The sequence below is a fragment of the Aeromonas sp. 3P genome, assembly GCF_051919745.1.
GTDB lineage: Bacteria > Pseudomonadota > Gammaproteobacteria > Enterobacterales > Aeromonadaceae > Aeromonas > Aeromonas veronii.
This window is the reverse complement of sequence record NZ_JBQBED010000001.1, coordinates 439,409-459,449: the sequence shown is the minus strand read 5'-3', so window position 1 is coordinate 459,449 and position 20,041 is coordinate 439,409. Positions and strand designations below refer to the sequence as shown.

At 57.4% G+C, this 20,041-nt stretch carries 21 protein-coding genes; 12 read left to right on the top strand and 9 right to left on the bottom strand.

Annotated features, from left to right (window positions below):
- Positions 1-29: 29 nt before the first annotated feature.
- Together ACTG19_RS02015 and ACTG19_RS02010 are read right to left on the bottom strand one after the other, a co-directional pair.
- Complete coding sequence (locus ACTG19_RS02015; RefSeq protein ID WP_439988656.1) at positions 30-632, bottom strand: paraquat-inducible protein A; 603 nt, start codon at positions 630-632, stop codon at positions 30-32.
- Positions 616-1,242, bottom strand: coding sequence for a paraquat-inducible protein A (locus ACTG19_RS02010; protein ID WP_439988655.1), 627 nt, complete (start codon positions 1,240-1,242; stop codon positions 616-618). The genes ACTG19_RS02015 and ACTG19_RS02010 overlap by 17 nt, the downstream gene beginning before the upstream one ends.
- A gap of 147 nt (positions 1,243-1,389) precedes the next feature.
- Between ACTG19_RS02010 and prpB the strand changes: the two genes are divergently transcribed.
- The 3 genes from prpB to ACTG19_RS01995 are packed head-to-tail and all read left to right on the top strand — an operon-like array spanning position 1,390 to position 4,871.
- Positions 1,390-2,277, top strand: a complete 888-nt coding sequence (gene prpB, locus ACTG19_RS02005) for a methylisocitrate lyase (RefSeq protein ID WP_113739556.1) — start codon at positions 1,390-1,392, stop codon at positions 2,275-2,277.
- 10 nt (positions 2,278-2,287) lie between these two features.
- Positions 2,288-3,415 carry a bifunctional 2-methylcitrate synthase/citrate synthase gene (gene prpC / locus ACTG19_RS02000; protein ID WP_113739555.1) on the top strand — a complete coding sequence of 376 codons (1,128 nt, stop codon included), beginning with the start codon at positions 2,288-2,290 and terminating at the stop codon, positions 3,413-3,415.
- Positions 3,416-3,425: 10 nt separating this feature from the next.
- Positions 3,426-4,871 carry a bifunctional 2-methylcitrate dehydratase/aconitate hydratase gene (locus tag ACTG19_RS01995; RefSeq protein ID WP_439988654.1) on the top strand — a complete coding sequence of 482 codons (1,446 nt, stop codon included), beginning with the start codon at positions 3,426-3,428 and terminating at the stop codon, positions 4,869-4,871.
- Positions 4,872-4,970: 99 nt separating this feature from the next.
- Here the strand turns inward: ACTG19_RS01995 and ACTG19_RS01990 are convergent, their stop codons facing one another.
- The gene (locus ACTG19_RS01990) at positions 4,971-5,699 is read right to left on the bottom strand and encodes an FFLEELY motif protein (RefSeq protein ID WP_021230124.1); all 729 of its coding nucleotides are present in this window, start codon (positions 5,697-5,699) and stop codon (positions 4,971-4,973) included.
- Positions 5,700-5,958: 259 nt separating this feature from the next.
- Here ACTG19_RS01990 and ACTG19_RS01985 point away from each other — a divergent pair, with 259 nt between their 5' ends.
- Positions 5,959-6,291, top strand: a complete 333-nt coding sequence (locus ACTG19_RS01985; protein ID WP_120414265.1) for a polyhydroxyalkanoic acid system family protein — start codon at positions 5,959-5,961, stop codon at positions 6,289-6,291.
- A gap of 255 nt (positions 6,292-6,546) precedes the next feature.
- Complete coding sequence (locus ACTG19_RS01980) at positions 6,547-7,977, top strand: wax ester/triacylglycerol synthase family O-acyltransferase (protein ID WP_439988653.1); 1,431 nt, start codon at positions 6,547-6,549, stop codon at positions 7,975-7,977.
- Positions 7,978-8,091: 114 nt separating this feature from the next.
- Here the strand turns inward: ACTG19_RS01980 and ACTG19_RS01975 are convergent, their stop codons facing one another.
- The 4 genes from ACTG19_RS01975 to ACTG19_RS01960 form a co-directional block, all read right to left on the bottom strand.
- Positions 8,092-8,880 carry a hypothetical protein gene (locus tag ACTG19_RS01975; protein ID WP_439988652.1) on the bottom strand — a complete coding sequence of 263 codons (789 nt, stop codon included), beginning with the start codon at positions 8,878-8,880 and terminating at the stop codon, positions 8,092-8,094.
- Positions 8,881-8,905: 25 nt separating this feature from the next.
- Positions 8,906-9,547 (bottom strand): TetR/AcrR family transcriptional regulator, encoded by a 642-nt coding sequence (locus tag ACTG19_RS01970; RefSeq protein ID WP_021230121.1) that lies wholly within the window; start codon positions 9,545-9,547, stop codon positions 8,906-8,908.
- 1 nt (position 9,548) lies between these two features.
- Positions 9,549-10,736 carry a patatin-like phospholipase family protein gene (locus ACTG19_RS01965; protein ID WP_113739550.1) on the bottom strand — a complete coding sequence of 396 codons (1,188 nt, stop codon included), beginning with the start codon at positions 10,734-10,736 and terminating at the stop codon, positions 9,549-9,551.
- 94 nt (positions 10,737-10,830) lie between these two features.
- Positions 10,831-11,403: a phasin family protein gene (locus ACTG19_RS01960; RefSeq protein ID WP_005333118.1), complete on the bottom strand. Its 573-nt coding sequence runs from the start codon at positions 11,401-11,403 to the stop codon at positions 10,831-10,833.
- Positions 11,404-11,651: 248 nt separating this feature from the next.
- Here ACTG19_RS01960 and ACTG19_RS01955 point away from each other — a divergent pair, with 248 nt between their 5' ends.
- A complete protein-coding gene (locus tag ACTG19_RS01955; protein ID WP_113739549.1) occupies positions 11,652-13,625 on the top strand; it encodes an SDR family oxidoreductase in 1,974 nt (657 codons plus the stop codon).
- Positions 13,626-13,715: 90 nt separating this feature from the next.
- Here ACTG19_RS01955 and ACTG19_RS01950 read toward each other — a convergent pair whose 3' ends face one another.
- Entirely contained in the window at positions 13,716-14,591 is an 876-nt protein-coding gene (locus tag ACTG19_RS01950) for an esterase/lipase family protein (protein ID WP_113739548.1), read from the bottom strand.
- A 170-nt stretch (positions 14,592-14,761) separates the two neighbouring features.
- Between ACTG19_RS01950 and ACTG19_RS01945 the strand changes: the two genes are divergently transcribed.
- The 5 genes from ACTG19_RS01945 (at position 14,762) to ACTG19_RS01925 (ending at position 18,654) form a co-directional block, all read left to right on the top strand.
- Complete coding sequence (locus ACTG19_RS01945) at positions 14,762-15,064, top strand: YebG family protein (RefSeq protein WP_005333111.1); 303 nt, start codon at positions 14,762-14,764, stop codon at positions 15,062-15,064.
- A 380-nt stretch (positions 15,065-15,444) separates the two neighbouring features.
- Positions 15,445-16,722 carry a tyrosine-type recombinase/integrase gene (locus tag ACTG19_RS01940; protein ID WP_162628392.1) on the top strand — a complete coding sequence of 426 codons (1,278 nt, stop codon included), beginning with the start codon at positions 15,445-15,447 and terminating at the stop codon, positions 16,720-16,722.
- 373 nt (positions 16,723-17,095) lie between these two features.
- The gene (locus ACTG19_RS01935; RefSeq protein WP_201989439.1) at positions 17,096-17,434 is read left to right on the top strand and encodes a hypothetical protein; all 339 of its coding nucleotides are present in this window, start codon (positions 17,096-17,098) and stop codon (positions 17,432-17,434) included.
- 324 nt (positions 17,435-17,758) lie between these two features.
- On the top strand, positions 17,759-18,025 hold the full coding sequence (locus ACTG19_RS01930; protein WP_111901098.1) for a hypothetical protein: 267 nt from the start codon (positions 17,759-17,761) through the stop codon (positions 18,023-18,025).
- Complete coding sequence (locus ACTG19_RS01925; RefSeq protein WP_162628388.1) at positions 17,983-18,654, top strand: hypothetical protein; 672 nt, start codon at positions 17,983-17,985, stop codon at positions 18,652-18,654. Before ACTG19_RS01930 ends, ACTG19_RS01925 begins: the two co-directional genes overlap by 43 nt.
- On the opposite strand, the gene ACTG19_RS01920 is transcribed toward ACTG19_RS01925, so the two are convergent.
- Complete coding sequence (locus tag ACTG19_RS01920; protein ID WP_113739544.1) at positions 18,651-18,926, bottom strand: hypothetical protein; 276 nt, start codon at positions 18,924-18,926, stop codon at positions 18,651-18,653. The genes ACTG19_RS01925 and ACTG19_RS01920 overlap by 4 nt on opposite strands.
- Positions 18,927-19,041: 115 nt before the next feature.
- Between ACTG19_RS01920 and ACTG19_RS01915 the strand changes: the two genes are divergently transcribed.
- Positions 19,042-19,392 carry a DUF3653 domain-containing protein gene (locus ACTG19_RS01915; RefSeq protein ID WP_439988651.1) on the top strand — a complete coding sequence of 117 codons (351 nt, stop codon included), beginning with the start codon at positions 19,042-19,044 and terminating at the stop codon, positions 19,390-19,392.
- Positions 19,393-20,041: the final 649 nt, after the last annotated feature.

The following is a 20,041-nucleotide window of genomic DNA, read 5'->3' as shown; positions in this document are numbered from 1 at the left end:
CAGCACATCAGACAAAAACAGAGAAATCATTAACGGGCCGCCTTGTCCCACAGTAAACGGGTATCGAGCATGCGGGCCGACATCATGGTCAGCACCACCACACCGGCAAAGGCGGTGGCCCCCGGGCCTGCGCGAACACTCAGCAGTACACCCCGATCGACCAGTGCCACCATCAGCGAAATCACGAACAAGTCCAGCATCGACCAGCGACCGATAAAATCGATCACCCGATACATCACCAGTTGGCGCTTGTGCCGCACCGGCTTGGCTCGCTGCAACTGCCAGCAGATCCAGCCCAGCCCCAATATTTTTCCCACTGGCACCAGTATGCTGGCGGTGAGGACTATGGTGGCAATCCCGCTCATTTTGCTGCGATAGAGCATCATGATACCGCTGAAGATGGTATCTGACTGCAGTAACCCCTTGTTGTAGAAATGAGTAATAGGCAACAGATTGGCAGGGAGCAACATGAAGGTGGCGAGCGCCAGCAAGCCCCACGACCAGGCGAGGGAGCGGGGAATGCGCACCTGCAATTTGCTACTGCAACGGGGGCAGACTGCCCCGGCTTGATAGCGCACCAGCAAACCGCAGGTATGGCAGCGGCAGAGTCCCATCTCACGGGCGCTGGTCATGTTCCGGCTCCTTTAACGGGATCTGCGCCCAGTAGGGGGCGGGGTCAAACAGGATCAGCAGAGTCATGTTGAGCAGCATCAGAATACCGAGGCTGAGCAAGCCGCCACCGAGGCGCACATCGGCGATGTCGATCAGTTTGAACAGGGCAACCAGCAAGCTGACGATATAGACCTCCAGCATGGCCCAGTGGCGAAACACCTCGACCAGCTTCAAGGTGACAGGAAGAATGTGCCAACGTTTGGCCAGACCCGAAGCCAACGCAAAGATCCCCGCCAATAACCCCACCGGCGCCAACACGGCGCACCAGAGCACCAGGCTGGCTACCCACCATTCGCCCTCGCCAAACAGCACCAGAATACCGCGCAGCAGGTCGGCATCGGTGTTGACCCCAGCCAGCCGCAGATAGATCAGCGGTTCAAAAAAGGCGGAGGGCAGCAGCAGAAATCCGGTGATGGTCAGGGCCATCAACTGGGAGGGACGAAAGGCATAACGGCCATAGAGATGTTGGTGACAACGTGGGCAGTGGGCATGGCGACGCAGCGGCAGTGCTTTTCGCTGGATCAGCAAGTCGCACGCCGGACAGACAATCACGGAACCGGGCTCCATCATACAATTCAACCTGTTGAAGGAATTGGTGAAATTTACCCTAAAACCGGTTTCCTGTCTTGCCTGCGGCCGGAATGTTACGAAAGTATAATTGACGTTAACGTAAACGTGATATTAGATAGCCAGACTAGACAGGTGAAAGGAGTCATGATGTCCAGTTTGTCCCCCTCGGCAGGCTTGCGCTTTCGCACCGCCCTTGCCAATGAACATCCCTTGCAGATCGTCGGCACCATCAATGCTTATATGGCGCTGATGGCCGAGCGCAGCGGTTTTCAAGCCCTCTATCTCTCCGGCGCCGGGGTAGCCAATGCCTCCTACGGCTTGCCGGATCTCGGCATGACCTCCCTCAACGATGTGCTGATCGATGCCGAGCGGATCACAGCGGCGACCCGTGTGCCGCTTCTGGTTGATATCGACACCGGCTGGGGCGGGGCATTCAATATCGCCCGCACCATTCGCGCGTTTGAGCGGGCCGGTGTTGCCGCCGTCCATATGGAAGATCAGGTGGCCCAGAAGCGCTGTGGTCATCGCCCCAACAAGGCGGTGGTCACGCTTGAAGAGATGTGCGATCGGATCAAGGCGGCAGTAGATGCTCGCGAGAATAGCGAGTTCGTCATCATGGCCCGCACCGATGCACTGGCGGTGGAGGGGATGGAGTCGGCTCTTGAGCGCACCGCTGCCTATGTGGCCGCCGGTGCCGATATGATCTTCGCCGAGGCGGTGACCGAGCTTGCCCAGTACGACCAGTTCAAGCAGGCGGCCGAAGTGCCGATCCTCGCCAACATGACCGAGTTCGGTAAAACCGAGCTGTTTGACAAAGAGTTGCTCGCCGCCCACGGGGTCGACATGGTGCTCTACCCGTTAAGCGCCAACCGCGCAGCCAATCAGGCCGCCCTCAACGTCTATCAACATATTCGCCAGGATGGCCATCAGCGCGCTGTCGTGGAGACCATGCAGACCCGGGAGTCACTCTACGACTTCCTCGGATATCACCACTACGAGCAGACACTGGATCGTCTGTTTACAGCCAAGGAATAGGAGGCAGCTTATGGGACAGCAAAAACCGTTGGGCGGGGCCGGTCTGCGCGGTCAAAGCGCAGGGGAGACCAGTATCTGCACAGTAGGCAAGAGTGGCACCGGTCTTACCTATCGCGGCTATGACATCAAGGAGCTGGCCGACAGCGCCCAGTTCGAGGAGGTCGCCTATCTGCTGCTCAAGGGGGAGTTGCCCGGTGAGCAGCAGCTTGACGCCTACAAGCGCGAGCTGCGCCGCCTGCGCACCTTGCCCCAGCCGCTGCTGGAAGTGCTGGAACGCATTCCCGCCGATGCCCATCCCATGGATGTGCTGCGCACTGGCTGCTCCATGCTCGGCGATCTGGAGCCGGAAGATGGTTTCGAGCATGAGCATGAAGTGGCGGATCGGCTGCTAGCTGCCTTCCCGGGCATTCTGATCTACTGGTACAAGTTCAGCCATGAAGGTATTCGTATCGCCCTCGACAGCGACGAGGAGTGTATCGGTGGCCACTTTCTGGCGCTGCTGCACCAGAAGGCACCGAGCGAGCTGGAGCGGCGGGTGATGCATGTCTCCCTTATCCTCTACGCCGAGCATGAGTTCAACGCCTCCACCTTTGCGGCGCGGGTTTGCGCCTCGACGCTCTCTGACATGTTCTCCTGCATCACCGCGGCCATCGGCACCCTGCGCGGCCCGCTCCATGGCGGTGCCAACGAGGCGGCCATGGCGATGATCGAACACTGGCAGGATGAAGAGCAGGCAAGGCGCGAATTGCTGGCCAAGCTGGCGGCCAAGGAGAAGATCATGGGCTTTGGCCACGCCATCTACCGCACCTCGGATCCGCGCAACGTCATCATCAAGGAGTGGTCGGCCAAGCTCGCCGAGGCGGTGGGTGATGATCGCCTCTATCGCGTCTCCTGCGAGGCTGAGAAGGTGATGTGGGAGGAGAAAGAGCTCTTTCCCAACGCCGATTTTTTCCACGCCAGCGCCTATCACTACATGGGGATCCCGACCAAGCTGTTCACCCCCATCTTCGTCTGCTCGCGGGTCACCGGCTGGTGCGCCCACGTGATGGAGCAGCGCGAGCACAACCGGATCATCCGTCCGAGCGCCGATTATGTCGGCCCGGCCCCCCGTCACTTTGTCTCTCTACAACAACGATAAGGAAGTCACGATGTCCGCCAACGTCGACGTCAACCACAGACCAGACCCCGATCAGGTGCTGGTCGATATTGCCGATTATGTCTGCAACCACCCCATTACCAGCAAGGCGGCTATCGACACCGCCCGTTACTGCCTGATGGATACGCTCGGCTGTGGCCTCATGGCCCTGCGCTTCCCCGAGTGCACCAAGCACCTTGGCCCCATCGTCCCCGGCACCCTCGTGCCCCACGGTGCCCGGGTGCCCGGCACCCAGCTCTGCCTCGACCCGGTCAAGGCAGCCTGGGACATCGGTGCCATCATCCGCTGGCTCGATTACAACGACACCTGGCTGGCCGCCGAGTGGGGTCACCCCTCCGACAATCTGGGCGGTATTCTGGCCACTGCCGACTGGCTCTCCCGTACTCGCGTGGCCGAAGGCAAGGCGCCGCTCACCATGGCCGATGTGCTGGTGGCCATGGTCAAAGCCCACGAAATTCAGGGGGTGCTGGCGCTGGAGAACTCCTTCAATCGGGTCGGTCTCGATCACGTGGTACTGGTCAAGGTCGCCAGCACCGCAGTGGTGACTCATATGCTTGGCGGAACCCGCGATCAGGTGATCGATGCGGTCTCCCAAGCCTGGGTCGATGGCCAGAGCCTGCGGACCTACCGTCATGCCCCCAATGCAGGGTCGCGCAAGAGCTGGGCGGCGGGGGATGCAACCTCGCGCGCGGTGCGCCTCGCCCTTATCACCATGAGCGGCGAGATGGGCTATCCAGGCGTACTGAGCGCGCCCAAGTGGGGTTTCTACGATGTGCTGTTCAAGGGCAATCAGTTCGCCCTGCATCAGGGATACGGCAGCTATGTGATGGAGAACGTGCTGTTCAAGATCTCCTATCCCGCCGAGTTCCACGCCCAGACTGCTGTGGAGTGCGCCATGAAGCTGCATGGGCAGGTGAAGGGACGGCTGGAGGAGATCGACCGTATCGAGCTCACCACCCATGAGTCGGCCATTCGTATCATCAGCAAGGTCGGTGCCCTCAACAACCCGGCCGATCGGGATCACTGCCTGCAGTACATGGTGGCGGTGCCTCTCATCTTCGGTCGCCTGATCGCCGAGGATTATGAGGACGATGTTGCCGCCGATCCCCGCATCGACGCGCTGCGTAGCAAGATGGCGGTGCAGGAGGACAAGCGTTACAGCCGCGAGTATCTGGAGGCAGACAAGCGTTCCATCGCAAACGCCATCCAGATCTTCTTCAAGGACGGCACTCACACCGCCAAGGTGGAAGTGGAGTATCCGGTCGGCCATCGTCGCCGTCGGGAGGAGGGGATCCCGCTGCTGGTGGATAAATTCCAGCACAATCTGGCCACCCGCTTCCCGGCCAAACGGGTCAGCGACATTCTGGCCCTCTGTCAGGATGGGCCGCGCCTTGCCGCCACCCCGGTGCACGCCTTTATGGATCTGCTGGTGATCTGATCGCTCTTGCATTGGCCAACATATCGGCAAACAGTGATAAACGAAAAGCGGGCTCATCGGCCCGCTTTGTTATTCTGGCGGCTTATCCCTCGATAAGCCTTACCCCAGCGCACTGCTGTCGCCGTTAAAGAGCGCCGTCATGATGGCCGTCTCACGACTGGCGATGGTCTCGAGAAACTCGTTGGCACGCCCCATCTGATGACACACCTGATAGCCGCGCTCGACAAAGGAGAAGAGCTCGCCAAGCCCCGCCAGATGGGCGGGCCCTGACACCAGCTTGAGGGTTGCCCCCAGCAGCGGTTTTCTCGCTAGCCTATCCAGCGTCATGCCAAGCTCGCTCACCAGCGCAATCTGATGTTCCCGGCGCGCCTGTTCACCCACGGCACGATAGGCGATGGTGTAGTGGTCCGGCGTGATGGGATCAATGCCATCAATGCGCCGCAGCGCCACCACCATCAGGTAATCCAGCTCTTCGGAGAGGGCATCAAGCTCGATCGCCTGCGCCAGCACCTTGAGGCCGGACTCCGGCAACAGTCGCTCGGCGGTCGGCATCACCCGCATCACGTCCGCATCGCGGCGGGCGCAATCCCCGGGGCCATAGAGATCGGTCAGGAAAAACTCGGCGGCAGGGCCATAGCGGTCACTCTCCAGCAGATCACGATGGGTTCGCCCCAACCGGTCGGCCTGCCACTGGCGTAGCCGATCCCGATCCTGCTGATCTTCCGGGTGGGCACGCATCTGCTCGCGCAAGGCTGCAACCCGCTTGAGCTGGCGGTAGAGCCGACCCAGGGTGCTATCGTCGTCGTGGGCATGTTCTTGATGCGTCATCTACAGCTCTCTGGCCTTGGGCCCATTGATGGGGATTCGGTGATACGAAGATACAAGTGAATGAAAAAAAAGCAGCTTTTGCTGACCGTTCCGTGACAAGTGTAGCGCGCACGGGGGAGGGAATAAATGCCATGCCCCGCTGATGGCCTGCATCCCTCTCGACTCTGTTAAGTGAGTCCCATTTATGTGAACCATCCTTTCATTTGTTGTGAACATGTGTTTAATATCAATAACTAACTTATGACCCAGAGTAACGACCATGTTCTTCAACTCGCTCGCTGGCAGCAGCGCACTCTCTACCATCCAGATCAGCCGTCAGCATCCGCTGGGATTGGCCGCCGCACGGCTCGCGGCCGAAGCCATCGCTGCGGACATGAGCGAGAGCTATCAACTCGATTGCGAATGGGCAGATGAAGAAGAGACCGAGCTACACTTTCGCGGCTCAGGGGTACATGGCACTCTCACCCTGGACGATGAGAACCTGGAACTGGAAGTGCATCTTGGTTTGATGCTGTTGCCGGTACGCAGCGTACTGGAGCAAGAGATCCTCGATTATGTCGACAATCGCTTACCTTGCCCCAAACGTGTTTGAAACTCTTCGTTGCACTGCTTTTAAATAAATCAGCTGTAAACGATGGCTGTTTGAAATAAGTTTGCAAGCCATATGGTTTGTCATATTTATTATCCAGCGAGGTCTCGATTCTATTTTGTAAGTAATCTTTCATCTTTATTTCATATTTCGAGTCGGCACTCATTAATGTCATTCTGATTGCATCAAGCCTTCATCCGGATATGAGGGCAGAAGCAATTTGCCGCCTCGGTAAGTTCATTTTGTAGGGAAACAACCATGCCACTGAGTGAATTTATCTCCTGCGTCGATACCGCCTGGTTACGCATGGACAGACCCAACAACCTGATGCAGATCATCGGTGTCCTGATGTTTGAAGGAGAGCTTGATGAAACGCGTCTGCGGGCCGGATTGCGCCATACCATTTCGGTGCAACCCCGCTTCCACCAGCGGGCCGTGCTGGAGGGGGGCTCCTACTACTGGCGCCATGATCCCGATTTCGATCTCGATCAGCACCTCAAGCGAGTGATCCTGCCGGGTGAAGCAGGCAAGCTGGAGCTGGAGAAGCTGGTGGCCGATCTCGCCTCGACGCCGCTCAACCACCAGCGCCCCCTGTGGGATATGCACCTGACCGACACGTCGCTGGGTGGGCAAGCGCTGGTGGTGCGCATTCACCACGCTATGGGCGATGGCTTCTCGCTGGTGCGGGCCATGCTGACCATGATGGATAACACCCCGGAAGGGGAGCCGCGACCACCGTCACCGGAGCCACTGGATGACAGCGATGACGAGGATGAGGAGGATTGCCACCAGGGCAGCCGTCTGGTGCGGGCCGGTCTCAAACTGACCGGTAGCCTCTGGTCCAAATATGTCGAAGTGGTCACCCATCCCACCAAGGCGGTGGATTACCTCAAGACCGGGCGGGATGTGGCGAGCGAGCTGTGCAATATCGCTACCCTCGGTGATGACTCCCCCTGCCGCCTGCGGGGCAAGACCACCAGCACCAAGCGGGTGGCCTGGTCGGAACAAATTGATCTGCCGGATATCAAGGCCGTGGGCAAGGTACTGGGCTGCTCGGTCAACGATCTGCTGATCGCCGCCACCGCAGGGGCGTTTCGCCACTACCTGCAGGGGAAGGGGGATGATGCCAACAAGGTCAAGATCCGCGCCCTGGTGCCAGTCAATATGCGTGCACCAGATGATGAGGGGGCACTTGGCAACCGCTTCGGGCTGGTGGCCCTGGACTTGCCACTGGATGTTGAACACCCGTTGCAGCGGCTCTATACCGTGCGCGACCGGATGCAGGCGTTGCGCACCTCGCTGCAACCCGTGGTGGTGCTCAACCTGTTACATGCCCTTGGCATGGCCCCCAATGCGGTGCAGCAGCAGGCCGTCGAGCTGCTCACGGCCAAGGCCAGTGCAGTGATCACCAACGTGCCCGGCCCGCAGCAGACCCTCTATCTGGCCGGCGCAAGACTGCGTCAGCCGCTGTTCTGGGTGCCGCAATCGGGGGATATCGGCGTCGGCGTATCCATCCTCTCTTACGATCACAAGGTGCAGCTGGGCCTTATCACCGACAAGAAGCTGGTACCGGATCCGGATCGGGTGGTCGAGCGGTTTGCGGTGGAGTTCGAACAACTGCTGTTGCTGGTGCTGATGGAGCCGGAACTGCTGTTTGACCCCAACGGGCTGGATGCGCTGCTCGGTTGAGCGAGCATTTGAGCGACCAGTGACAGCGTAGCCAGCCGGTCTGCCCCCATCATAAAGAGGCCAACCCGCGGGTTGGCCTCTTGTTTTGCTGTCTATCCGTGGCAAGAGTGGCGGTTAATCCTCCAGCTCTTCCCGCGCCGCCTCCACATCGAGGCGCTCCATCGCATCCATGGGTTCGCACTCGGCCGCTTCAGCATAGAGGGCTTCGGCCGCTTTCAGGCGGCTCTTGCCGTGCAGCATTACCTGAGCGTTGGCGTACTCCATGCGGGCGATAGCCGAGTCGGGGATCAGTGCCAGCGCCTCCTTGAAGTGACGCTCGGACTCCTCCTTCTTGGCGCCATAGGTGAGACCGCCGATCATGGCCCCCAACTTGTCGACGATCTCTGCGTGCCAGGCGCCAAAGGCGATATGGGCTTCCGCGTGGTCGGGTTCGATCTCCAGTGCCTTCTCCAGGCTTGCCTTGATCTTGTCACCAATGCCCTGAGAGAGAGCTTTGGAGATGGAGATCACCTGGCTGTAGCGCCCGAGGGCCAGAGCGTGGAAATACCAGGCATTGGCGTTCTTGGGCTGACGCTTTTGCAGCTTCTCGGCATGGCTGGCCGCCCGCTCGAAGGCGGCTCGCTTGGCATACTTGTCCTCCAGCAGATAGCTGGCATGGATCACCAGCGCTTTGTTCGCCACATTGAGGCCTGCCTCACCGGCCGCTTCGCCAAGGGCAACTGCCTGGGCAAAATCCCCGGCATGATAGGCCCGCCAGGCATCCTGTACCTGTTCATCCTCGGGCCAGGGTTCGGCATCCCCCTGATGGAGACGATCCCAGTTGTCCGCCAGCTTCTGGCCGGCATACTCATAGGCCGCATCCGCGTAGGGGAAGGGGACAAATTCGAGTTGTGAAGTGGTCATGCTTGTTCTCCCTGTAGCATGTGAATCAAACCTTGTCGGTGTAGTGGTGGGCGAGGGCGCCCAGATGAGCGCGGGCATCGGCCCGCAAATAGGGTGCGACCAGTTGCATCACCTGAAAGACGCCGAGGGCGATATCGGCGTCCGCCTTGGGGTGCAGTGCCCGCTGGTAAGAGATCCAGAATGTGCCAACCAGCGCCACATTGGCCGCCAGCGTGCGCATCTGTTGCGTCGTGCCCTCCATCAGCCCGACCGTTTGCAGATGGTTGCAAATGGCGATGGCGGTCTGCTCCTTGCGGCGCAGCAGGGCGGAAAAGCGCTGTTCCACCTGATGATAACCACTCATCAGGGTCGCGATATCGTAGTAAAGGAAACGGTACTGCCAGATGGCTTCAAACATCAGGTGGAGAAAGAGCCAGATATCTTCGGGCTCATCGGACGGGGTGCTGACCGCCTCCAGCAGGCGATCCATCTGCTGTTCAAATTCGCAGAACAGGGCGTTGACGATCTCCTCCTTGTTGTGGAAGTGGTAGTAGAGATTGCCCTGGCTGATCTCCATCTCGGCCGCAATGGCCGAGGTGGTGACGCTGGGTTCCCCTTGTCGATTGAAGCAGGCGAGGGCAGTGGTCAGGATCCGCTCCCGGGTACGGCGCTTGGGTTTGCGATCCATGCTACTCCTTTGGTGATGAACGGCGCACGCCGTGGCGATAGCGTTTGGCAAGCCAGTGCTGCAACTGCTCCAGCGACTTGTCGAGGGCGGCGACCGAGCCAATGCCGGGGGCCAGCAGGGTGCGATCTTCATCGGCCAGCGCGGCCAGATTGAGCTCGAGGCCATGCTTGGCAAGCACCGGCGCCAGCTCGTCACGACGCAGCCAGAGATCGCGGCGGGTATGCTGGTAAGCGTGCTCGCAGAGGCGGCGACGATCCCGGTAACTGAACACATTGGTGAAGAACATCTCGCCATCGGCAGAAGAGGGCTCAAACAGCAGGGCGTCGGCGTCGGGATATTGGTGCTTGTAGCGATCCATCCCCACATGCATGCGGGAGTGGATGATGGCGCGAAAAGTCTGGGCCAGCACCACCGGCAGACCGCTGTCCACCAGATTGGTCGGGGTGCCGTCGGCCATGTCCGCATCATAGGGCACCAGCGGATTGATGCAGAACACCAGATCCGCCCCCTCTTCCAGCGCTACCGAAGCGTGCAGAGTCTTGATCAGCGCCCCGTCCACATAGTAACGACCGTTAATCAATGAAGGGGGAAAGAGGCCGGGCAGAGCTGCCGACGCCTGCACTGCCGCCGAGATGGGCACGTCATCGAGCCCCGGGCTGCCGAAGGCGACCGGGTGGCCGGTGTCGAGTTCGGTAGCGACCACAAACAGTCTGCTGCGCAGCTGGCGGAAATCGTTGCTGCGGCCGGGACGAGAAAAAAACTGGGTCAGGGTGCGATCTACCCCGCGGTTGTCGAACAGTCCGGTCGGAATGGCCTTGGAGAGCCCCTGCAGCGATTCAAACAGGCTGCGCTTCCAGGGCGCCGCCAGATAGTAAGTCAGACTCTGCCACGCCAGCGGCGGGATCGAGGTCAGGCGGTCGGCATATTCACGAAAGGCGGGTCGCAGCAAGGTGGCCGGGTCAAACATCTCCCCCGAATCATCGCTGAGCAGGATCCGCACCAGCTTAGCCGGCGAGATGCCGTTGGCCAGCGCCGACGCCACCACGGCCCCCGAACTGACGCCAACATAGATATCGGCATGGTCAAGGCGCAGGCCGTTGATGCTGTCAGAGAGGGCTGCGCAGGCACCGATCTCGTAGATGCCGCCGAGCGGCCCGCCGCCAGCAAGGGCAATTGCGATGGTACTCATAGCGTCGCCTCCCTATCCATGACATTCATCATGACAAGACCGGCCCAGCGCAGGGCATGGGCCGGTATCAATCACCTTCCGTCACCGCGAGGGATCAGGGCAGGACGCTCTCTGCTTTGGCTTTCACCTCTTTCACCGCATCTTCGGCGGCGGAGAGGAGATCGGCGGCCTGCTCAACCACGGCCTCTTTAGCCTTGGCTACCGGCGCCTTCTTTACCGGAGGCTTGCGGGCAGCGGGCTTTTTGGCGGCAGCCGGTTTGGCTTCAGCGGCAGGGGCTTCCTCTTCCTGCGCATCCAGCAGTTGCTGGACCACGTCGGTCAGCTCGGCCATGCGCTTGGAGAGCTTATCGATATCCTTGCGGGTCGGGATGCCGAGGCTGGCCACAGCGCGGGCCACGCGATCTTCAAACACCTGCTCCAGACGGCCCCAGGTATTGGCGGTCTTGTCGGTCACAGCGGCAATCTTCTCATCTGCGCTCTGACGGGTTTTGGCCTGCAATGCTTCCCCTTCCTGCACCAGGGCTTCAAAGATCTTGCCACCCTCTTCCTGTGCTTTGGCATAAGCCCCCAGACCCGCCAACCAGATCTGCTGGGTGGACTCCTTTATGGTGGAGGTGAGTTGGTTGTCGGTCACTGACCCTGCCAGCGCTTTCAATTTCTTAGCCATGATCTTCTCCTTGAATAACGACAGATAAATGTAATGGCGACAACGAAACTGCAATCGGGTTGTGGCATTACTGATTTTTCAACTTCAGTCTAGGGACAAAAAATAGAGGGTTCTACCTAATAACGGAACAGGCACACCACCGAAATTAGGGTTTGCTCACGAACCGACAATCAAATTGCGGATTCCCATATGAATCGTGATATATCTAACAACCTAGTAACACCCTAATCAGTAGCAGGATTCTCTTTATGAACTATTTCATTACTGGCGGTAGTGGTTTTATCGGGCGTCGATTGATCAAAAAGTTATTCCAACAGCATCCCGACTGTATCGTCTATTTTCTGATGCGCGCCTCTCATCAGGATAAATTGCCGGAGTTATTTGCATTCTGGAATGTGGATCAATCGCGTGCAGTCCCGGTTTTTGGCGACATGACGCAACCGCTGCTGGGGGTATCGGTCGAGATACAGGAGCAGTTGATCGGCAAGATAGACCACTTCTTCCATCTGGCTGCTATCTATGATCTGAACGCCAAGGCCGGGATCCAGCAGCAGGTCAACACCGAAGGGACCCGTCAGGCTGTTCAACTTGCCGAGCGGCTGGGGGCGGGGCAGTTCCACCACTGCAGCTCCATCGCTGCAGCGGGCCTGTTTGACGGTCTGTTTCGCGAGGACATGTTCGATGAGGCCGAACACCTCGACATGCCTTACTTCCAGACCAAGCACGAAGCGGAAGGGATTGTGCGAAACGAGTGCACTATTCCGTGGCGGGTCTACCGACCGGGGATCGTTGTCGGTGACTCCAATACCGGCGAGATGGACAAGATCGACGGCCCTTACTACTTCTTCAAGACCATCCAGAAGCTGCGCCGTCTGCTGCCGCCCTGGATGCCGGCCATCGGTGTTGAGGGCGGGCGCATCAACATAGTGCCGGTCAACTTTGTGGTCGATGCCATGGTGCATATCGCCCATCAAGAGGGCGAGGAGAACAAAACCTTCCACCTGACCGACCCCAACCCGATGCGGGTTGGCGATATGCTGAGCACCTTCTCCCGCGCCGCCCATGCGCCAGAGCCTGCGATCCGCATCAACGCCTCTCTCTTTAATTTCATTCCCCGCCACCTGACCGCCATGCTGATGACCATGGCGCCGGTGCGCCGTATCCGCGATGCCGCCATCGCCGATCTGGGTCTGCCCAAGGATGTGTTCCGCCTTATCAGTTACCCCACCCGTTTCGACAGTCGCGAAACTCAGCGGGTACTGAAAGGGACCGGCATCGAAGTGCCGCCGCTGCACAGCTACGCCTGGCGGCTGTGGGATTACTGGGAGCGTCACCTCGACCCGGAGCTCTTCATCGATCGCTCCCTGCGTGGTCGGGTAGAGGGCAAGGTGGTGCTGGTGACCGGGGCCACCTCCGGCATTGGCCGTGCAACCGCGCGCAAGCTGGCGGGGGCGGGGGCAAACGTCGTTACCATCGCTCGCGACGAGCAGAAAATTGCCGAGACTAAAGCCGAGTTTGCAGAGCTGGGGCTGACCATCGAGATCTATCAGGGGGATCTCTCCAATCTGGCGCAGGCCGAGGAGATCACCGCTCGCATCGTGGCCGATCACGGCGGCGTCGATATTCTGGTCAACAATGCCGGCCGCTCCATCCGCCGCTCCATCGAGGACTCCTTCGATCGCTTCCACGATCTGGAGCGCACCATGCAGCTCAACTACTTCGGTGCGCTCAAGGTGATCATGGGGGTACTGCCCACCATGATTGAGAAGAAAAAAGGGCACATCATCAACATCTCCTCCATCGGGGTGTTGACCAATGCGCCGCGCTTCTCCGCCTATGTTGCCTCCAAGTCGGCCCTCGATGCCTGGGTGCGTACCGCCGCCTCCGAGTTTGCCGATAAAGGGGTGAGCTTCTCCATCATCAATATGCCGCTGGTGAAAACGCCGATGGTCGCGCCGACCAAGGTCTATGAGCAGGTACCTATGATGACGCCGGAAGAGGCCGCCGATCTGGTGTGCGATACCATCATCAACAAGCATGTGCGACTGGCCACACGCCTCGGGGTGTTTGGTCAGGTGGTGCATGCCCTGGCACCTCGTGTTGCGCAGGTGATCATGAATACCAGCTTCCGCACCTTTGCCGATCCCAAGGATGGCGACAAATCCAAGGCCACCGCCGATCAGGTTGCCGTCTCGACCCTGATTAAGGGGATACACTTCTAACCGGGTGATACGATAAAGAAATCAACAGGGGCCTGAGCAATCAGGCCCCTGTTTTATTTGGAATAACAGTTGAAGGTCGAATAAGGAGAATCAGACTCGGGACAGCAGATCAAGCAGCAGATCAGTCGTGCGACGGGAGTAGAGCAAAGAGAGATGGCCAATGGCGGGCAACTCGATATCTTCCATTCCCACCAATCGTTGCCGCTCCTGCGGCATCACCACATTGTCGTGACTGGTGCGCACCGAGATGCCGGGCACGCAAAGCGGCACAGAGGCAAAACGCTGCAACCAGCCGGAACCGGGCTCCATCTCGCGGGCATTGGCCCCAAGCCCTAGGGCGGCAAGCTGACTCCCCTGATGAGGCGTAGCCAGGGTGATCAGGCGCACGACCTTGTCACCCCCATGGAGAGCCAGATAGTCGCGGCAGACCAGCCCCCCCATGCTGTGACCGACCAGCACCAGCTTGTCAGCCCCGGTCTGCGCCAGCACATCGTCAATCCGGGTGGCCAGCAGCGGCACCATCTCATCGATATGACCAAATGGTGGCATCAGGGTAATGGTGGCAACCACATGGCCTGCGGCTTCCAATCTGGCGCGCTGGGTGCGCCAGATCCCGCGACTGCAACCGTAACCATGCACCAGCAATACGGGACGCTGGCATGGACGCAGCCGATCGGGTGCCATCAACAAAGGCTCGAATGGTAGCAACAAGGTGAAGGTGTAGAGGTAGGCCAGCATCTCCTGCGCCATCATCTTTACCCGGCGCCCGGGGCCGATAGCCGGGGAGGGGTAGAAGCGGGTAAACAGCCAGCTGCCGAGCACCACCAGACAGCGCAACCCAAGCAGGGCAAACACGACAAACAGCAAGGTCAGCAACCAAGGAAGTCCCACGACCAGGTGGGCGATACTCCCGAGGAGCAGCACCTCTACCATCAGTAGGATAAACAGGTGTCGTACGATCGTCATAAGGCCATGATCCGACCAGTCAGGCGTGGAAGTCAAATGGCACTTTGAGACAGCTTGATCCAGCGCGGCTTTTGTCGCTAAACCCCGGCGAACTCTTTTCCGGTGAGGTTATTTGCAATACTGTATATCCATACATATACTCTATCCATCATCACCAAGAGGAGGCCATCATGGCTGTCGAGATCAAATATGTGGTTGTTCGTGGGGGAGTGGAAAAAATGACCTTTGCCAGCAAAAAAGAGGCCGATGCCTATGACAAGCTGCTGGATACGGCCGATGAGTTGATGACCCTGTTGGCTGGCGCCCCGATCGAGCTGGCACCAGAGCAGCAAGAGAGTCTGGCATTCTACCTGGCAGAGCAGCGCGATGTGCTACAAACCCTGCTGCGCGGCGGCAAGGTTCAGGCAGGCACGAAAGAGGAAGAGGCCCCAGCAGCCAAGCGCAAGGAGAAGCCACTAAAGCAGGTGGCCTGATTGCACAGACCTGCTATTTTTCGGGATAAACAGCTCACTGCATTCACTTTATTTGCATTTAAAACCATTTTTACGGCTATTTACCCCGAGAATTTTTTAACAACGGTGCATATCTAATGCATAACTGAATAGCGTGCACCACTGAGCGACACCAGCCAGATCTATGAGGAAATAATGAGCAAACAGTGGAGAGAACGTTATCCAGATCGCTCCCGGTGACCTTAATCAGCAACAACAATAGGCAGTACCAATCCCAATAGAAGCCGCATTCATCTATCACGAGCACTTTTCTATCAACTCGGCTCACAGGCTCATATCGACTCATCTCAGCATCAACAAGCAACACCATGACTCAACAACCATTATCCTTGCCGCCAGCCATGCCGCTGTTTGACAGCCTTATCTATCTGGAAGCTGGCAATCCGCAGGTCAATCAGTACCTTGCCAACCTCAGCCTCAATGATGTGCCCGATGCCGGGCTGGTTTACGAACTGGCGGTCGATTGGCTGCTGGAGCAGCGCAACAGCGAAAACAACTACAAAACCTATCGCAGCGAACTGACCACTTTTTTACACTGGTGCTTTCGCGAGGCAGCCATCAGCCCGAAAGATCTCACTCGCCGCATCATGATCCGCTATCTCGACTACTGTCAGTCCCCCCCTGACGAGTTGATCGCCTACCGCAACGTAGCGCAATTTGTCCTCGACAAGGAGTGGGGAGAGCGGTTGCCCAATCCGCAATGGCGTCCGTTTTTGGGCAAACGGGAGCTGGGCCGCACCTTGCCCTATCGCCTGAGCGAGCAGGCGATGAAGACCAAACTCGCCATCTTGTCGGCCTTCTTCCAGTTTCTGATCCAGGAGGAGTACATGGACAGGAATCCCGCTCTGCTGCTGCAGCGGGTCAAACGGCCGCAACAGCTGGAAGCCGATGATCAGGTGCAGGCCTTCAGCGAGTTGCAGTGGTCATACGTGATGCAGGCCGCCGACACCCTTGCCAACGACCATCCGGAGCAACACGAGCGCAGCCGTTTTCTCACCATTCTGATGTACGCCTGCTATCTGCGGATCTCTGAGGTTGCAGCCCGACCGGGCTTTACCCCTGTGATGGGGCAGTTCAGGCGGGATCGCAAAACCGGCGTCTGGGGCTACTTTATTCCGCAAAGCAAAGGGGGCAAACGGCGTACCGTAGCGGTATCCCAAGCGCTGCTGGCGGCACTCGAACGCTACCGCCGTTTCCTCGGTCTCTCTCCCTTGCCGACACCGGATGAACAGACACCACTGTTCGTTCGCCATAAAGCGGCAGCACATGGTCGCGATCAGGGAGAACTCAACGCCAACCTTGGCATTCGCCAGCTACGGGATTTGATCATGGTGATCATCGGTAAAGGCGCAGAATTGGCAGAGCAGGATGGATTTGCCCAGGATGCAGCCGAAATGCGGGAACTCTCTCCCCATGCGATCCGCCATACCGGGATCACCCATGACATCAATCTGCACGGGCGGCCGCTCTCCCACGTACAGGCCGATGCCGGACATGACAGCATCGACACCACTTCGAAATACCTGCACACCAGCAACAGTGAACGACATGAGAGCGCCCAGCAAAAGCCGCTGGACCGACTGAACCAACAAGTGAGAGATAACGTTCACAAAAGCTAACGAACAACGTGACATCCCCCTGATTTGTATTGACTGCTCTTAGAGCACAGAATGGCTTGTTTGGGGTGTCATAGAAGTTGGCGCGGCAATGTTGTACTTCTCTGGATGGCAATCGGTTCAGGAAATATTTTTGGCTCACATGGATGATTCAGAACAGGCACCTTGCCATCTGCGGCATACATATTTACCCCGTAGCAGAGAAGCAAAAAACGAAATTGCTTGCTGAAACAACGAGAACACCCGATGCCGAAAGCTAAGTAACATACCGGAAGCAATCATATTCGGATTGAACAGCGCCTTATTATCACACTTGCATATCCAGTCATTATTGATGATATTGATATCAATATTAACGAGATACCGAGGAGCGGTTATGCAAGTGGCAGTGGTGGAAAAGACCTTCAGGATCGTTGGCAAAGGGTCGCTCACGGCCCAGTTCACCTTTATCTCTTCAGGCACACTGCATATCTGGTTTCCGGATGTGGGCCTGCAGATGGAGGCCCACTGCAAAGAGTTGCGTATCGAAGATTGCACCATTATCTATACCAATGGTCTCCATCATGGCCAGCCCAGAGCACTCTGGTCCTTAACCCTCCATCCCGATGATATGAACGAGCTCAAACGTATATTGCAGCAGTTTAACAGCAACCTCTACTTGACCTGCCAGCCACCCACATTGGCCATCGCCAAACGTGCCTTGAATATGAATTGACCCAACTTCCAAAATGAAATGGCGAATACTCTTCAAGCCGAATAAGCCGTGACGATTTAAGGGGAGGGGAGTCTATCGCGATAGTCGGCATTTTTATGGCTGTTTTACAAGAAGGAGTATCAATATTTCCAGAGAGAGACCTCTCAAGTAGGGGACAGATATTTCTAAGAATCTTCATTGTAATAACGAGGGTTATAACTGTGAAAATCAAACATAATGTTCAATAAGTGAGGGGGATTCCGCACAACGTATTGATTTAATAGTGGACTCTTGTCTCAAAATGGGACATTTGTGGTTTCAGGATATCGACTAAGGGGAGGGGGTATGTCTGATCATTGGGATGACTACTTCAACCAGGAAAAGGCACCGCCTGACTTCCTGGTTGAGCGAGTAGATGTTGTGGGCGAGGGGGCTTTGGCGGATCAGTTGGCCAAGTTGGCCGACCTCTACATTGCCAAACAGCAGGGGAACCGGATGGCAGGTCTTGCTGACTTGGGTGAGGATCTTCTTAAGCTGGCTGAGACTGGCATTCGTGACGGTTCATCGTCATGCGCTGGATTGGTGAAGGAATTGTGCCGCAGAACCGGCTGAATAAAGCCTTGTTATCTCTCACGATGATGCCGATAAATGGGGTTATCGGCATTAGCCTTAGCCTTGTCTGCTATCTTGGCTTGTTGCATCATACGAATCTCATTTTCTACTTAATGAAGGACTATATGGCAAGCAGGGACAAACGGGCTCAGCGCTCGAAACTCAAAGCCAAGCAGGCTAGAAAAGCGAAGCAGGCGTCCATATCTCGACAATCAACTCATTACACATTAAACGATGACCAGATTCGTGTGTTTCAGTTATTGCCGCAACCAGACCCTTCATTTTCCTATGTAAAACCACTGATAGATGAAATGTACGCAGGGCTCTGTGCTGAGGGCCAAGAAGATGATGTGTTGGCCTTTGAGTTCATTGAGATCGTAACTCTCGCCGCTGCTTCTTATATCATCTGGTCAGAGAACAACCTGAGGTCATTCCAGCAAAGTCTGATTGCCACAATATCCGATGAGCTTGCTGATAATCCTCAGTTCATGCACGCATTGATGGGTTCTTTGCCGCCAATCTTCCTTGAAGACCTCAGTGTGATGAGCCAAGTCTTCGAGAACGCCAACGAACAGGGTGAAGTTTCTGAAGACTTTCTGAAGAAACTCAATTCACCGGCTATCAACTAATCCGACTCCAATTTCTCTGAACCCATATCTGGGCCCCAATCCATTTCACCTGGTGACGCGGCATTGGGGTCACACTGTGCCAACAGTTCTTTCAGTGTGTAGCTCGGCTGGCCACGCAGTTTGGCACGAGCACGCTCCACATCATCAAATGCCGCAGTCAGCAGCGCCGGATCACCATCTTCAAGGGCTGCCTTCAGATAGGCAACCATATCGGCCTCAGTGGCCAAGCAGTCAACCGCATCAAAGCGGCTCCATTGTTCGGTTCTCTTCATTTCGTCCTCCTGCATTCGTCATTGCGCATAATGCCATGTTTTGTTAAATGCCCATCCGAAACCCGCCGATAAGCCAATCCACGCAATTGTGCTGGTTTATCAGGTATTTAGTTGGATGAAACGAGAGTTGACCAAAAACTTCATTTTTCGTTGGTTTGAGTGCGGTTTATCAATTGAAGAGACGGCCAATCTTTGTTTTGTTTCTGTGAGACAGGTCACATATTGGGATAAAGGCAAAGAGATCCCGCCTGTCTATAAACGGCTAATGCGTATGGCTTCTGGTAGGGAGTTGCCCACCATCTGGAAGCACTGGGAAGGCTGGAGAATGGCGAATGACTGCCTAATCTCGCCAACTGGAGTGAGGTTCGACAGGCGAAGGATTGAGGCGCTAGCTATCATCCAGGTGGAGAGATCGGAACGACAGATGGCCGCATTCTATTGGAGGAAAAAAATTGGCGTGATGTGATTCTTGGGGGCGAAGGCCCCCATTTTGTTGGGTTGATAGAAAAAACATATGTCGGCGCGTAGCGCCGCAAAAGCTGGAGGCTGCGCCCCCCGCGCTTTAGTAAGAACGCCCCTGCTCTAAACACTCGCCCGAGTGGGCCTAAGCCGAGAGGTTGCCCGTATGGCCCCACCATCGAGTGACCAAGGGCAGAACGGGAAGGGGCGGGGGTAGACGGTAGGGGTAGAGGGAAGGGGTAGTATTCCCCCCGTATTACTACACGGGGGGAGCCGAACCGGAAAACCCGCAATCCCAAAGACAAAGACGGCGAAAGACCTTGAGAGCAGCTTGTCTACGACAGGAGGACGATGCAGGCACCACCCGCGCCCTATAGCCTACAGGGTTTCGTCCTCGCTGCGCTCCTTCCTCAACCCTTACGACTGGTCGCTCTGACTGGGGCACTAAAGATCGGTTTGGCAGGGAAAGGGGGCGTTTCAGCGGAAAGGCCCGCCGCTGGTCAGCAGAAGGGGAGGCAGACGCATCGGGGCATAGGTCCTCGGGACGCAAGCGCCCTGCGGAACTGATGTTCATCATGTTTCGCACAGCTCAACATAGGCAAACCACACCCGTTACACCGCCCCAGCATCTGTATTTAACATAAATAACCGCGTTG

What these genes read in the sequence shown, in the direction of transcription:
- ACTG19_RS01950 (WP_113739548.1), bottom strand. Translation starts at nt 14,591, where the DNA reads ATGACGATCGTACGACACCTGTTTATCCTACTGATGGTAGAGGTGCTG.
- ACTG19_RS01975 (WP_439988652.1), bottom strand. Translation starts at nt 8,880, where the DNA reads ATGACCACTTCACAACTCGAATTTGTCCCCTTCCCCTACGCGGATGCG.
- prpC (WP_113739555.1), top strand. Translation starts at nt 2,288, where the DNA reads ATGGGACAGCAAAAACCGTTGGGCGGGGCCGGTCTGCGCGGTCAAAGC.
- ACTG19_RS02010 (WP_439988655.1), bottom strand. Translation starts at nt 1,242, where the DNA reads ATGATGGAGCCCGGTTCCGTGATTGTCTGTCCGGCGTGCGACTTGCTG.
- ACTG19_RS01930 (WP_111901098.1), top strand. Translation starts at nt 17,759, where the DNA reads ATGTCTGATCATTGGGATGACTACTTCAACCAGGAAAAGGCACCGCCT.
- ACTG19_RS01995 (WP_439988654.1), top strand. Translation starts at nt 3,426, where the DNA reads ATGTCCGCCAACGTCGACGTCAACCACAGACCAGACCCCGATCAGGTG.
- ACTG19_RS01960 (WP_005333118.1), bottom strand. Translation starts at nt 11,403, where the DNA reads ATGGCTAAGAAATTGAAAGCGCTGGCAGGGTCAGTGACCGACAACCAA.
- ACTG19_RS01940 (WP_162628392.1), top strand. Translation starts at nt 15,445, where the DNA reads ATGCCGCTGTTTGACAGCCTTATCTATCTGGAAGCTGGCAATCCGCAG.
- ACTG19_RS01965 (WP_113739550.1), bottom strand. Translation starts at nt 10,736, where the DNA reads ATGAGTACCATCGCAATTGCCCTTGCTGGCGGCGGGCCGCTCGGCGGC.
- ACTG19_RS01955 (WP_113739549.1), top strand. Translation starts at nt 11,652, where the DNA reads ATGAACTATTTCATTACTGGCGGTAGTGGTTTTATCGGGCGTCGATTG.
- ACTG19_RS01990 (WP_021230124.1), bottom strand. Translation starts at nt 5,699, where the DNA reads ATGACGCATCAAGAACATGCCCACGACGACGATAGCACCCTGGGTCGG.
- ACTG19_RS01915 (WP_439988651.1), top strand. Translation starts at nt 19,042, where the DNA reads ATGAAACGAGAGTTGACCAAAAACTTCATTTTTCGTTGGTTTGAGTGC.
- ACTG19_RS01945 (WP_005333111.1), top strand. Translation starts at nt 14,762, where the DNA reads ATGGCTGTCGAGATCAAATATGTGGTTGTTCGTGGGGGAGTGGAAAAA.
- ACTG19_RS01985 (WP_120414265.1), top strand. Translation starts at nt 5,959, where the DNA reads ATGTTCTTCAACTCGCTCGCTGGCAGCAGCGCACTCTCTACCATCCAG.
- ACTG19_RS01970 (WP_021230121.1), bottom strand. Translation starts at nt 9,547, where the DNA reads ATGGATCGCAAACCCAAGCGCCGTACCCGGGAGCGGATCCTGACCACT.
- prpB (WP_113739556.1), top strand. Translation starts at nt 1,390, where the DNA reads ATGTCCAGTTTGTCCCCCTCGGCAGGCTTGCGCTTTCGCACCGCCCTT.
- ACTG19_RS01920 (WP_113739544.1), bottom strand. Translation starts at nt 18,926, where the DNA reads ATGAAGAGAACCGAACAATGGAGCCGCTTTGATGCGGTTGACTGCTTG.
- ACTG19_RS01980 (WP_439988653.1), top strand. Translation starts at nt 6,547, where the DNA reads ATGCCACTGAGTGAATTTATCTCCTGCGTCGATACCGCCTGGTTACGC.
- ACTG19_RS02015 (WP_439988656.1), bottom strand. Translation starts at nt 632, where the DNA reads ATGACCAGCGCCCGTGAGATGGGACTCTGCCGCTGCCATACCTGCGGT.
- ACTG19_RS01935 (WP_201989439.1), top strand. Translation starts at nt 17,096, where the DNA reads ATGCAAGTGGCAGTGGTGGAAAAGACCTTCAGGATCGTTGGCAAAGGG.
- ACTG19_RS01925 (WP_162628388.1), top strand. Translation starts at nt 17,983, where the DNA reads ATGCGCTGGATTGGTGAAGGAATTGTGCCGCAGAACCGGCTGAATAAA.